The organism is Ruegeria sp. BF12 (genome assembly GCF_056538705.1).
Map to the genome: position 1 here is coordinate 65,271 of NZ_JBQFTP010000006.1, position 12,364 is coordinate 77,634.

The window sequence follows — 12,364 nt, forward strand, 5'->3', positions numbered from 1 at the left end:
ATCAGTAACCCGCGTCCGGCCGTACTTTTGACCCATCCGTGAAACGGGACAGGCGAAAGGCGGCCGGATCTACGCATGGCGTGGTTCCACAAACCAGATCGGCCATCAATCGGCCCGCGCCGGGACCGATGCCAAAGCCGTGACCTGAAAATCCTGTGGCAATGAACATCCCCGGAATTTCATCGACGCCAGATACGACAGGGATTGCGTCTGGCGTGACGTCGATTAAACCTGCCCAACTTTGGACAATCTCAGCCTGATCAAGTGCCGGGAAACCTTTGCGTGCATGAGCCCAAGCTTGCCTCAGGGCCTTGGCAGAGGGCTCCGGATCGAGAACGCGGCAATGCTCGAACGGTGTTACGTCAGTGGGCAGCCACGAACGGTCCTGCCCTGCCTCCGCCGCCCAGCGTTTTGAGAACCTGAAACGCAGGGATCGCCATTCCTGTCGGAATGCCGGCAGAAACTGCAACCCGAGCCGGAAACTGTCCGGCACGATGTCCACTGTGTTTTCATGTCCCGACGCAATGGTATAGCCGCCATCGGCCCTCTTCCGTATCGCGAAATCGCTGGACCACAGGGCTGTTTCGGGTCCGTCCGCTGGCGAGGTGCGCAGAACCGTATTAAGCACCTTGAGCTGCGGTAGTTCGATCCCGGCATTCCCGGCAAACAAGCGAGACCACGCGCCGCCGGCCAGAACAACACGCTCACAGGCGACCCGGCCGCGCTCGGTAAACACACCCGCGATATGACCGGCCTGAACGTCCACGCTGCGCACCGCGCAGTTGGTGACCAAAGATGCACCCTTGTCACGCGCAGCCTCGGCGATTGCGGGGGCCGCCCATTGCGGCTCAGCCCTACCGTCCTGAGGCATAAACAGGGCACAGTCCAATTCAGTTCGGTTCCCGGGCAGCAGAGCCTCCAACTCAGCGCCTGACACCATCTTCGCACCGGTTTGCAACCCGTCCACGTGACACGCCCAGCGCTCCAAGTTTTTCTGATCTCGTGCGCCAGAGGCCCCGAATAATATACCAGAGCGTCTAAAGCCGGTCTTTCGGCCGATGCGGTGATCCAGGTTTTCCCAAATGTTCTGGGCCTCAAGAACCAATGGAATTTCACGCGGGTCACGCATACCCAAACGGACCCAGCCCCAATTCCTGGAACTCTGCTCGCCCGCAATCTGGCCCTTTTCGCACAAAAGAACGGACGCGCCCCGTTCTGACAGTTCCAGCGCGGTGGCGGCACCAATAATTCCCCCGCCGATAACAACGACATCAACAGCTTTGGGCAGGTGAAGATCAGGTTCTACGGGGGTTGGCTTTGGGCCGGGCATCTACCGCTCTTACTTCATTGCTCGGACCGCAATGAATGCCCGGTATCCGCCCTTAGGCAACACGTCAGACGACGTGAGTTTCACAATTTTCAGAAGCTGTGGCCATAGTGCCAGAATGGACCCGAACACTATTTGGCCAACTGAGTCGGGCCGTTATGCGGCACCGCACAGTTCAGCCCATTTTTGGCGCAGAGTGGCTGCAAGCCCAGCCTCATTGCCCGAGGTTTCTTCGTTCAAGCTTTCCTGTGAAGGTAGTTCCGGAAGAACCGAAGAGGTTGCCGGTTCGCGCTGCGTCTTTTGCGGCTCTGACGGCGCCTCGGCCCCCATCAGATCGGCAATCGCAGAATCGAGTTTGCTTTCGTTCAGTTCGCGTCCCTCAGACTCCATGGTTTTCCACGGCAATGGCGAGTGGAGAGACCTATCGTATTGCTCACGCATTTTCACACCAAATCGTTAACACAGACACCCAGCTACTGATGCGACACACGCGACCCGGAACAGGGGCACCGAGCCATTTCAAATGCGCCGCATCTGCCCCACTTGAGGCGGCAATTAAGCCAAAATGTGGCAGAAAAATGTCATACTTTCAAGCGCGTTGCGCCGCGGGCGGTCAATTCACAAAAGCATTGTACGCACATCAAAAACAATGCGCACACACAGGATCATTTTGCGAATTTCAGAAACTTAGAAAAACTCTGCGCTGCCGCGTCCGGATTCGGTTCAGGATCGGTCCCGCCAACGGTTTACGATCGGGTATCTGCGGTCCAGCCAGAACGCCCGCTTGGTCAGACGTGTCCCGGGCGCGGACTGAAAGCGTTTGTACTCGCTGATATAAATCAGGTGTTCAACGCGGCGGGCAACATCGGCGTCGAACCCGGCCGCTTCGCAATCAGCAATCGAACCGTCGCGGTCGACCAGAATTTCCAAAATGGCGTCCAGCTCGGGATAATCCGGAAGGCTATCGCTGTCCTTCTGATCTTCGCGCAGTTCGGCACTGGGTGGCTTGTCGATGACCGAAGGGCGGATCACCTCGCCTTCAGGGCCCATCATCCAGTCGCGGTGATTGGCGTTGCGCCAGCGGCAAGTTTCAAACACGCGAGTCTTGTACAGGTCCTTAATCGGGTTATAGCCGCCATTCATGTCGCCATAAATCGTGGCATACCCGACTGCGACCTCGGATTTGTTGCCCGTGGTCAGCAGCATCTCGCCGAATTTGTTGGAGATCGCCATCAACAGCAATCCGCGCAGGCGGGACTGGATGTTTTCCTCGGTCAAGTCCGCGTCACGCCCGGCGAACAGGCTGGCCAGAGTGTCGGTAACCGCCGCTCGGCTGTCCGAGATCGGCACGTAGTCGTAATGCACGCCCAGCGCCTTCGCGACAGCCTCAGCGTCATCCAACGAGGCCTGGCTAGTATACTCCGACGGCAGCATCACGCAGCGGACGTTTTCAGCGCCGATGGCATCCACGGCAATGGTTGCAACCAAAGCCGAATCCACGCCACCCGACAGCCCCAACAGTGCCTTTTTGAACCCGGTTTTACCCATATAGTCGCGCAGCGATTGGACCATTGCGCGATAGTCCTGCTCCCATTCATCGGGTTGCGGCACGATCTCGGTCGGCACAATGCGCCAGCCACCATCACCGCGTTCCAGGTCAATCTGAGTAACGGCCTCGTCGAAAACCGGCATCCGGAACGCCATTTCACCGCCGGGGTTGAGGCCAAACGTTGCCCCATCAAAAACCTGATCGTCCTGCCCGCCAACCATGTTCAGGTAGATCAGCGGCAAGCCGGTTTCGACCACACGGGCGACCATATGGTTCAGACGCACATCGTATTTATTGCGAAAGTAAGGCGAGCCATTCGGGATCAGCAGAAATTCTGCCCCGGTCTCTTCCAGCGTCTCTGCAACGTCCGGGTGCCAGCTATCTTCGCAGATCGGGCTGCCGATCCGGGAGTTCCCGACCGAGTAGGGCCCGCCCAGCGGCCCGGCATCATACAGGCGCACTTCATCGAACACTGTTTCATTCGGCAGGTGGTGCTTCAGAACCTTGCTGCCGATGCGGCCACCTTTGAGGATGAGGTAAGCATTAAAAAGATCACCGTTTTCCGCCCAGGGACCTCCAATGGCAATCGCCGGGCCATCCGCACATTGCGCCGCCAGGTTCTGAACCGCTGCCATGGCCGCCTGGTGAAACACCGGCTTCATTATCAGGTCCTGCGTATTGTAGCCGGTGATGAACATTTCCGGGAAAGCCACCAGATCAGCGCCAGCTTCTTTCCCTTGTTTCCAGGTCGCCAACGCCTTGGCCGCATTCCCTTCGATATCCCCAACAGTGGGGTTGAGTTGCGCCAGAGTGATGCGGAAACGGTTGGTCATGCTGCCCTCTTGCCCTCGTCAGTCCTATTGCCATTTAGCAGATCGCACCGCGAGTAAAAGGCAAATGCGGCAAAACACGTTGCTCTGTCCGCACGGGTATCTTAGTTTTGCGCGAACAGGTGACAACCGGGCAACGCAGGAACAACCATGAACGCTATCCGCATTTCTTTTGCCGCCACGGCGCTGGCTTTTCTGGCCGCATCCGCCTTTGCGCAGGACGGGCAGGTGATCGTTGCGGATGACGATGTCGGTGGTGTGTACGAAGGTACATTCCTGAACGGCCTGCGCCACGGCGAAGGCACCTATCGCTTGCCGAACGGGTTCGAATATGTCGGCGAGTGGGTCGAAGGCGAAATTCAGGGCAAGGGCATCGCGCGCTACGTCAATGGCTCGGTCTATGAGGGGATGTTCGCGCAGGGGCAACCCGAAGGTCAGGGCAAGATTATCTACCCGGATGGCGGCAGCTACGAAGGTGAATGGTCCAACGGCTCAATCAACGGAACCGGCGTCGCGACGTACTCGAACGGCGTCCGCTACGAAGGCAACTTCAAGGACGCGCGCTATCACGGCAAGGGTGTTCTGACCGATCCCAGCGGGTACAGCTACGATGGCGATTGGGTCGATGGCGTTAAGCATGGCAAAGGTAAAATCACCTCGGCGCAGGGCAGCGTTTACGAAGGCGACATCAAGGACGGAATGCGCGACGGACAGGGTACCCTGACTGTATCCGATGGAATGACATACACCGGCGATTGGTCCCAGGACAGCATGACCGGAAAAGGTCGCCTGTTGCAAGCCAATGGTGACCTCTACGAAGGCGATCTGATCGATGGTCGCCGACAGGGAAATGGCAAGGCCACCTATGCCAATGGCGCGACCTATGAAGGCGAGTATTTGGATGACCGCCGCCACGGCAAAGGGCGCTTTCTGGGGACCGACGGGTTTGACTACACCGGAGAATGGAAAGACGGGCAAATCGAAGGGCTGGGTGAGGTCACCTACCCCGACGGCGCGACCTATACCGGAGATTTCAGCGCGGATCTGCCTCATGGCAAGGGCGTCCAGACCTATCCAGACGGAACAGTCTACGACGGTGAATGGACCGCCGGTATCTTTGAAGGCAATGGCAAGGCCACCTACCCCAACGGTGTCGTTTACCAAGGGCAGTTCAGAAACGGGCTGAGCCATGGCACCGGCGTTCTGACCTTTGCAAATGGCTATCGTTACGAGGGCGATTGGGTTGAAGGCGCGCGCCAGGGCAAAGGCAAAGCCAACTTCCCTGATGGAACGGTCTATGAGGGCGACTTCAAAGACGGCCAGCGCCATGGTCAGGGAACCATAAAAACGCTGCGCGGCTTCACCTATACCGGTGCTTGGGCCGAAGGGAAGATCAGCGGTGAAGGGACCGCGACCTATGCCACCGGTGACGTTTATGAGGGAACCTTCCTGGATAACAAGCGGCACGGGAACGGCACAATGCGGTACGCGAATGGTCAGGAAGAAACCGGCGTTTGGGAAAACGGCGTCCTTCCGAGAGAAAACGTTACTGCACCTGAGGAAAACAACACCGAAAGCGAGCCGGAAACCCCGCCCTCTGACGGCTGACCTACTTCACCACGGTACCGGTCGACCGGCCCAGTCGAAAAACCCACCCGTATCGGCCGGACTCAGGGCCTTTGCTACAGCTAACAGGTGTTCCGCTGCTTCATCCGGCTCAACGGCCGGGTGCCGCCCCACATATTTTTCAGTGAAAGCTGTCTGTACCGTGCCCGGATGCAGGGCCACGCAAATTGATTGCTTGTGAGTTCGGGCCAGCTCAATCGCGGATGTCCGGACAATCTGGTTCACCGCTGCCTTGGACGCCCGATAGCTGATCCAACCTCCGAGGCGGTTGTCACCAATAGACCCGACACGAGCCGACAGAACAGCAAAAACCGACCGCCGGTCACGGGGCAACAGGCGCGCGGCGTGGCCCAAGACCAAAGCAGGACCTACGGCGTTTAACGCGAACTGATCCATCATCGCCTGTGCAGATACTGATTTGATGGTCTTTTCCGGCGGCGCTCCGTTGACCTCCAAAGCTCCGGACGCAATCAGGATCAAGTCAAAAGGCCCAGCCGTCTCTGTAAGCGTCTGGTTAACGTCCTCGGGGTTGGTCAGGTCAAAGCTGTCCTGCGATCTCGACAAGCGAGTGACCGCAACCGACTGCCGGTCGAGGTTTTCACTAATTGCGCCCCCTATTCCGCCCGATGCTCCGATGATGAGTGCAGTTTTCATACAGAATGAACTAGCCGCCGGGATGTCGCGATCAACGCCCGCACAAGAGAAAAGGAAACAGCGGCAAACGGAAGGTGCAAATTGGTTCTTTTCATTCCTGTCCCGCGATGTATAACCTCAATCCCATGATCAACCGCGCAGATATCCTTGTTGCCGACACCGCCATTCGCGGTGCGTCTCTGCGTGGCCTACTGATCCTAATCCGCCTCTGAGCGTGCCATCCGGCGCGCCCGCTCAGAGGAGGACGCCCGCGCGCCACAGGCTTTAGGACAGAAGAAGAAAGAGATTCCCATGAACAACGTGACCGACCAAGACCGTGTCTTGATCTTTGACACAACCCTGCGCGACGGCGAGCAAAGCCCCGGCGCGACCATGACCCATGACGAAAAGCTCGAGATTGCCGAGCTGCTGGACGACATGGGCGTCGATATCATCGAGGCCGGGTTCCCCATCGCATCCGAAGGTGATTTCAAGGCGGTATCCGAGATTGCCCAACGGTCGAAAAACAGCCGTATCTGTGGTCTGGCCCGCGCCAATTTCGCGGATATCGACCGCTGCTGGGAGGCTGTGAAACACGCAGGCAAAAGCCGGATTCACACCTTCATCGGCACATCGCCGCTGCACCGCGCCATTCCGAACCTCACACAGGATGAGATGGCCGAGAAAATCCACGAAACGGTCAGCCACGCCCGCAACCTGTGCGAAAACGTGCAGTGGTCGCCAATGGATGCGACCCGGACCGAGTGGGACTATCTGTGCCGCGTGATCGAGATCGCGATCAAGGCCGGTGCGACGACGATCAACATTCCTGACACCGTGGGCTACACGGCACCGATGGAGTCCGCCGACCTGATCAAACGCCTGATTGAAACGGTTCCGGGCGCGGATGAGGTGGTCTTCGCGACCCACTGCCATAACGACCTTGGCATGGCGACCGCGAACTCGCTGGCTGCGGTCGCGGGTGGTGCGCGTCAAATCGAATGCACCATTAACGGTCTGGGTGAACGCGCAGGCAACACCGCATTGGAAGAGGTTGTGATGGCGCTGCGCACGCGCAACGATATCATGCCGTGGAAAACGGGTATCGACACCACCAAGATCATGCATATCTCGCGGCGTGTCGCGACGGTGTCCGGCTTCAACGTGCAGTTCAACAAAGCGATCGTCGGCAAGAACGCGTTCGCGCATGAAAGCGGCATCCATCAGGACGGGATGCTGAAGAACCGCGAAAACTTTGAGATCATGCGCCCCGAAGATATCGGTCTGTCCGGCACCTCATTGCCCCTGGGCAAGCATTCGGGCCGCGCGGCGCTGCGCGACAAACTGAACACTCTGGGCTATGAGGTTGGCGACAACCAGCTCAAGGATATCTTCGTTCGGTTCAAGGAATTGGCTGACCGCAAGAAAGAAGTGTTCGACGACGACATCATCGCCCTGATGACGCTGGACGATGATGACGGCGACGATCACCTGCAGCTTGTATCCATGAAGGTCACCTGCGGCACCGTCGGCAAGGCCGAAGCCACGCTCGAAATGGAAGTGGACGGCAAAGAGGTCATCGCCACAGAATCCGGCGATGGCCCTGTCGATGCCGCGTTCCGCGCCATTCGCGTGGTGCATCCGAACACAGCACATCTGCAGCTGTATCAGGTTCATGCGGTAACTGCCGGAACGGACGCACAGGCCACGGTATCGGTACGACTGGAAGAAGACGGCATGATCGCAACCGGACAGTCCGCCAATACGGATACGGTCGTGGCCTCGGCCAAGGCGTATATCCACGCGCTGAATCGCCTGATCGTGCGCCGCGAAAAGGCCGGCCCCGGCGCAGATGCGCGCGAGATCAGCTACAAAGACCTGACCTAAACACACAGTGTTCAAAACAGACGGCCCGAGATTTCGGGCCGTTTTTTTGGTCAAGACGTAGGCTCTCAGGAAAGGCCTGCCTTCTCTAGCCCCTGAACCAGGTGCTGTACGGCATCTTCGGTGTCATAGTGCAGCGTGGCAATTAAATCCGCGATTTTGAACTCAGGATTTTCGGCATAAATAGCCCGAGCATACCTTTTTGCCTTATCCGAATTTCCCAGCCATCCGTGGCACGCGGCGACATAGGCGTTCTGAGCCAAGTCCAACAGTGGCAGACGGGCAAAGTCGTCCAGCGCCTGCTCATACTGTTTGGCGGTGAAGCGGGCGCGGCCCAGATGGCTCCAGAATCGCGCTGGGTGGTGGGGGTTGAGGCGCATCGCCTTCTGAATCCACTCGGCCCCTTCCTCGGGTCGGCCCACCCAGGTCAAAAGCTCGCCCATCTGGACCACAACCAGATCATAGTTCGGGTTCAAAGACAGGGCGCGTTCCTGATGATACCGGGCGCGCGCCAGCTTGTTGCGCAGGATTGCAACGGCGGCCATCAACCGATGCACGTCTGCGTCATTGTCATCCAGGGACGCGGCTTTGTGGATTGCCTCCTCACACTCTGCCAGCATCTCTTCCGGATCATCGCACCAGCCATATCCCCAGGCCTGCCCGCGGATACACCCGCTCCAGGCATGCGCATGCGCGTATTCGGGGTCCAGCTCGATCGCCCGGTCTATCAGATTGGTGGCCTCGGCATTATCCTCGCGCGTGCTGCGATGATGCAGGACTTTTGCCGCCAGAACACATTCATATGCCGCCAGGTTGGACGGCTGCTTTCGTGTCAAACCTTCTTGCTGCGATGCCTCAATACGTCCCGGCAGGGTGGCGACAACTGCCGATGTAACCTCATCCTGTATCGAGAATATGTCGTCCAGATCGCGGTCATATTTTTCGGCCCAGATATGCCCGTCACTCTGACTGTCGATCAACTGCACGGTCACTCGCAATCGGTTGCCAGCCTTGCGAACGCTGCCTTCGACGATGTACCGCGCGCCCAAAGCCTCGCCTACCTCGCGCAGGTTCACGGCCTGCCCCTTGTAGACAAAACTCGAATTGCGCGAGATCACAAACAGCTCGTGCCGACGGCTGAGTTCGGTCAGCAGATCTTCAGTCAGGCCGTCGACAAAGAACTCCTGCTCCGGGTCGCCGCTCATGTTCTCGAACGGCAAGACCGCAATCGAAGGTTTAACGACTTTGGTCGAACCCTCGCCCGCCACACTTTCATCTGCAGCCTCGGCCGGTGCGTCCAATTCGACGCGAAAGGCGCGTACAGGCTGGGTCAGATTCTTGAGCGAAAGATCCCCCAAATCCTGATAGCCCAAGTCCAGACGGTTGGTGACCTGATCATGAACGGTGCCGGAAATCAGCACCTCTCCGGCATTGGCGGATTGCTCAAGGCGGGCGGCCACGTTGACCCCGCTGCCAAAGATATCGTCGTCTTCAAAGATAATCTCATCAAGGTTGATGCCAATCCGGAATTGGATGCGCTGATCCTTTGGCACGTCGGCATTGCGGCGAAACATCCGGTTTTGGACCTCGACCGCACACAGAACGGCATCGCTGGCGCTGGGAAATTCGACCAGCATTCCGTCGCCCGTCGTTTTGATGATTTTGCCGCCGTTTTTTTCAATCGACGGATCAATGAGTTCGATCCGGTGTGTGCGCAGACGGGCAAGCGTGCCCTGCTCATCGGTTTCCATCAACCGGCTGTAACCAACCATATCGGCTGCCAAAACTGCGGCAAGTCGGCGATCCATCGCACCCCCCCTGCGGCAATTCTAGTGCCGGGCGGCACACCCTAACAAGGAAATTCGCGGATATGGGCGGTTCAGGCAGCTTGGCGAATGATGTCCATAGCCCCAGTTCGCTGCCTGAAAACCGAGTTATTCAGACAAATAAGCGCAGCCTTCGTCAGGCCGCCCCCATCGTGTGATCGAACTGTGAAAGCTCTACGGCCAGTAAAACAAGGTCAGGTCCGCTGGCTTTTCCGCCCCGACCAGCGAGTACTCATACACCGGCGAGTCGTTGAGGTCATTCATCCCCGACACCGCGTACCCCTCGGTCGGCATGTAATTTGCGTCATAGTTCAAGTCATAATCCCCGTTCTCGTCGTGAAAGGCGATTATGGCAAAGTAACCGCTATCGAGATCGGGGAAGTCGAACCGGAGCGGTGTCTCGGAAGCCGGAGCCTCAAGATAGCCGGCGGCCTTGGTGTAATCCATATTGTCAAACGCCGTCTGCTGGTCAAAGGCCATGACGATCACGTTGCCCTTGGTGCTGCGTGCGCCGTGCAGATTGACGGTCAGGCCCTCGTTTTGCGAAGCTCCGGTGGTCGAGGCTGCGGCGTCGTCAATGTTGGCACTAAAGCCCGAGGCGACCCAGGCCCCTCCGACGAACAGCCCTGCTGTCACGATGGCCGCGACGATGCGTTGTGTGTTGCTTGGCATCTTTTGCGCTCTTTCGTGCTACTCTGCTGGTTTACGTTGCTTACGGCTGTTCTTTGGCTGCCAGCCCGGTGGCCCGAAGAAGACACCCAGCTTGTTGCCGAACCCCGGCATGTTCCATACGTCCTTGAACAGGCGGGCAAAGCCATGAAGGAAGGCGACGAAGGGATTGATCGAGTCGATTGGCTTGACCAGACCATAGACCACCTTTTCGTTTTCCTCTTCAAAGGTTCCGAACATGCGATCCCAGATGATCAGGATGCCGGCATAGTTCTTGTCCAGATATTTGCGGTTGGACCCGTGGTGCACACGGTGATGCGAGGGCGTGTTGAAGATATACTCGATCGGGCGCCACAGCTTCTTGATCACCTCGGTATGCAGGGCCGTCTGATACAGCTGCACCAGCAGTTCCGCGACCAGAACCATGAACGGGTTGAAGCCCAGAAGAACCAGCGGCAGGTGGAAAAACAGCGGCCAGAAACCGTCCAGCGGACCATGGCGGTAGGCCACCGAGATATTGAAGAAGGGCGAGCTGTGGTGGACCGAGTGCGTGGCCCAGAGGAAGTTGATCCGGTGAAGAATCCGGTGCTCCCAATAGTAAGCAAGGTCCGCAAGGATCAGCACGATGATGAACGAGGCCCAGATGGTTGGTATGTCGAACACTGCGAATTGCGACGCCCAGACATAGGCACCGATGTAAAAACCGGCCAGCAGAACAAAGCTGATACCGATGAAGAAAACCAGCGTGATGAAATTGGTGACGGTGTCACCCATCATCTGCCAGTTCAGTTTTTTGACGACGGCATAGCGGATCAGCTCGAAGGCCAGAAAGGCCATGGCGAAGACGAAAAACCAGTCGTCGATCAAGGTTTCCCAGTAACTCAGATGAAAGTCACTGATATGGCGGCTTAGGAAGTCCATCGAAGCGTTCCGATTCCCGTTCTCTGTCACAGATGACAGTTTATTTACGGAGCCGCAGTCAGAATTCAAGGTCCCGTCTTTAAAAAACAGGGAATCTCCCGCAGTGTCATTACTGTCACAAGTGGTTTCATGCCGGACGACGCTACTGTTCGGAAAAGAAAACCCTTGAGCTCGTGGAAAATGTACCTGTGCAAGCTTAGGCAGACAGCCTGCCGAACAAGTTACGCAGCGTTCTGGCGGAATCGCTCAGACCATGGGGCGCGTTCACAATGAACATGCCGGATCCCACCATCCCGTGCCCCTTACGCGCGGCTGGGAACCGCACTTCGTGATGCAGAACCTTGGGAAATTCTCGCTTTGCCAATGCGTCGCGCATCGCCTGATGCCGCCCATTGGCCAGGATCGGATACCACAGCGCAATCACACCCACATTCCATTTTCGGTTCAATGAGGCGATGATACCAGGCAACCGGTCATAATCGGATTTGATCTCATAGCTTGGATCAATCAGCAAAACGCCTCGGCGCGGTGTCGGCGGCAGCAGGGATTGCGCCAGCTCAAAGCCATCCTGACGATAGGTTCGGGCATCGGTCGTGACCAATGCATCAGAAAGCGCGCGGTATTCCTGTGGATGCAACTCGGCCAGATGCATCCTGTCCTGCGGACGCAACAGGTTCGCTGCGATCAACGGTGACCCCGGATAGGCGGACTGGCCGTATCGCGCCTGAACGGCGGCAATGGCCCGGCTCAGCGGATGGTCCGCAGAAAACCAGTCTTCGGTCAATGCGCGTTCGATACCGGCTGCAGCTTCACCGGTCTGAACGGCCTGATCCGAGTCCAGATGGTACAGCCCGCGCCCCGAATGGGTTTCGATGTAGCTCAGCGGTTTGTCCTTCTTGGTCATATAAGCCAGCGTTTCCGCCAAAATTGCGTGCTTGTGGACGTCCGCGAGGTTACCAGCGTGGTAAATATGTTGATATGAGAGCATGTTGCCTTCTAAAGTCCCTACCAATTAAGGCGGAAAGGTGCTGATTGCCGTGGAATCAACCCTTTTACCGGGCGTGTTGGCACCCTATAAGTCATCCGTCCCGGAACCGTC

Annotated in this window: 10 protein-coding genes; 2 read left to right on the forward strand and 8 right to left on the reverse strand. The window is 57.7% G+C overall.

Annotation, left to right across the window (positions count from 1 at the left end):
* Window position 1: 1 nt before the first annotated feature.
* The 3 genes from ACR0J0_RS11395 to ACR0J0_RS11405 form a co-directional block, all read right to left on the reverse strand.
* Window positions 2-1,330: an NAD(P)/FAD-dependent oxidoreductase gene (locus tag ACR0J0_RS11395; RefSeq protein WP_480664015.1), complete on the reverse strand. Its 1,329-nt coding sequence runs from the start codon at window positions 1,328-1,330 to the stop codon at window positions 2-4.
* 153 nt (window positions 1,331-1,483) lie between these two features.
* Window positions 1,484-1,717 (reverse strand): hypothetical protein, encoded by a 234-nt coding sequence (locus ACR0J0_RS11400; RefSeq protein WP_480664017.1) that lies wholly within the window; start codon window positions 1,715-1,717, stop codon window positions 1,484-1,486.
* A 333-nt stretch (window positions 1,718-2,050) separates the two neighbouring features.
* Window positions 2,051-3,709, reverse strand: a complete 1,659-nt coding sequence (locus tag ACR0J0_RS11405; protein ID WP_480664018.1) for an NAD+ synthase — start codon at window positions 3,707-3,709, stop codon at window positions 2,051-2,053.
* Window positions 3,710-3,856: 147 nt separating this feature from the next.
* On the opposite strand from ACR0J0_RS11405, the gene ACR0J0_RS11410 reads away from it, so the two are divergent.
* Entirely contained in the window at window positions 3,857-5,314 is a 1,458-nt protein-coding gene (locus ACR0J0_RS11410; RefSeq protein WP_480664020.1) for an MORN repeat-containing protein, read from the forward strand.
* 6 nt (window positions 5,315-5,320) lie between these two features.
* Here ACR0J0_RS11410 and ACR0J0_RS11415 read toward each other — a convergent pair whose 3' ends face one another.
* Window positions 5,321-5,986: an SDR family NAD(P)-dependent oxidoreductase gene (locus ACR0J0_RS11415; protein WP_480664022.1), complete on the reverse strand. Its 666-nt coding sequence runs from the start codon at window positions 5,984-5,986 to the stop codon at window positions 5,321-5,323.
* A gap of 291 nt (window positions 5,987-6,277) precedes the next feature.
* Here ACR0J0_RS11415 and ACR0J0_RS11420 point away from each other — a divergent pair, with 291 nt between their 5' ends.
* The gene (locus tag ACR0J0_RS11420; RefSeq protein WP_480664024.1) at window positions 6,278-7,852 is read left to right on the forward strand and encodes a 2-isopropylmalate synthase; all 1,575 of its coding nucleotides are present in this window, start codon (window positions 6,278-6,280) and stop codon (window positions 7,850-7,852) included.
* Between the two features lie 65 nt (window positions 7,853-7,917).
* On the opposite strand, the gene ACR0J0_RS11425 is transcribed toward ACR0J0_RS11420, so the two are convergent.
* The 4 genes from ACR0J0_RS11425 to ACR0J0_RS11440 all read right to left on the reverse strand — a co-directional run bounded on the left by ACR0J0_RS11425 (window position 7,918) and on the right by ACR0J0_RS11440 (window position 12,253).
* On the reverse strand, window positions 7,918-9,657 hold the full coding sequence (locus tag ACR0J0_RS11425; protein WP_480664026.1) for an adenylate/guanylate cyclase domain-containing protein: 1,740 nt from the start codon (window positions 9,655-9,657) through the stop codon (window positions 7,918-7,920).
* A gap of 192 nt (window positions 9,658-9,849) precedes the next feature.
* Window positions 9,850-10,347, reverse strand: a complete 498-nt coding sequence (locus ACR0J0_RS11430; RefSeq protein WP_480664028.1) for a DUF2141 domain-containing protein — start codon at window positions 10,345-10,347, stop codon at window positions 9,850-9,852.
* A gap of 18 nt (window positions 10,348-10,365) precedes the next feature.
* On the reverse strand, window positions 10,366-11,265 hold the full coding sequence (locus ACR0J0_RS11435; RefSeq protein ID WP_480664030.1) for a sterol desaturase family protein: 900 nt from the start codon (window positions 11,263-11,265) through the stop codon (window positions 10,366-10,368).
* Window positions 11,266-11,461: 196 nt separating this feature from the next.
* Window positions 11,462-12,253 (reverse strand): 23S rRNA (adenine(2030)-N(6))-methyltransferase RlmJ, encoded by a 792-nt coding sequence (locus ACR0J0_RS11440; RefSeq protein ID WP_480664032.1) that lies wholly within the window; start codon window positions 12,251-12,253, stop codon window positions 11,462-11,464.
* Window positions 12,254-12,364 lie beyond the last annotated feature (111 nt).

What these genes read in the sequence shown, in the direction of transcription:
- ACR0J0_RS11425 (WP_480664026.1), bottom strand. Translation starts at nt 9,657, where the DNA reads ATGGATCGCCGACTTGCCGCAGTTTTGGCAGCCGATATGGTTGGTTAC.
- ACR0J0_RS11430 (WP_480664028.1), bottom strand. Translation starts at nt 10,347, where the DNA reads ATGCCAAGCAACACACAACGCATCGTCGCGGCCATCGTGACAGCAGGG.
- ACR0J0_RS11415 (WP_480664022.1), bottom strand. Translation starts at nt 5,986, where the DNA reads ATGAAAACTGCACTCATCATCGGAGCATCGGGCGGAATAGGGGGCGCA.
- ACR0J0_RS11440 (WP_480664032.1), bottom strand. Translation starts at nt 12,253, where the DNA reads ATGCTCTCATATCAACATATTTACCACGCTGGTAACCTCGCGGACGTC.
- ACR0J0_RS11435 (WP_480664030.1), bottom strand. Translation starts at nt 11,265, where the DNA reads ATGGACTTCCTAAGCCGCCATATCAGTGACTTTCATCTGAGTTACTGG.
- ACR0J0_RS11395 (WP_480664015.1), bottom strand. Translation starts at nt 1,330, where the DNA reads ATGCCCGGCCCAAAGCCAACCCCCGTAGAACCTGATCTTCACCTGCCC.
- ACR0J0_RS11400 (WP_480664017.1), bottom strand. Translation starts at nt 1,717, where the DNA reads ATGGAGTCTGAGGGACGCGAACTGAACGAAAGCAAACTCGATTCTGCG.
- ACR0J0_RS11410 (WP_480664020.1), top strand. Translation starts at nt 3,857, where the DNA reads ATGAACGCTATCCGCATTTCTTTTGCCGCCACGGCGCTGGCTTTTCTG.
- ACR0J0_RS11405 (WP_480664018.1), bottom strand. Translation starts at nt 3,709, where the DNA reads ATGACCAACCGTTTCCGCATCACTCTGGCGCAACTCAACCCCACTGTT.
- ACR0J0_RS11420 (WP_480664024.1), top strand. Translation starts at nt 6,278, where the DNA reads ATGAACAACGTGACCGACCAAGACCGTGTCTTGATCTTTGACACAACC.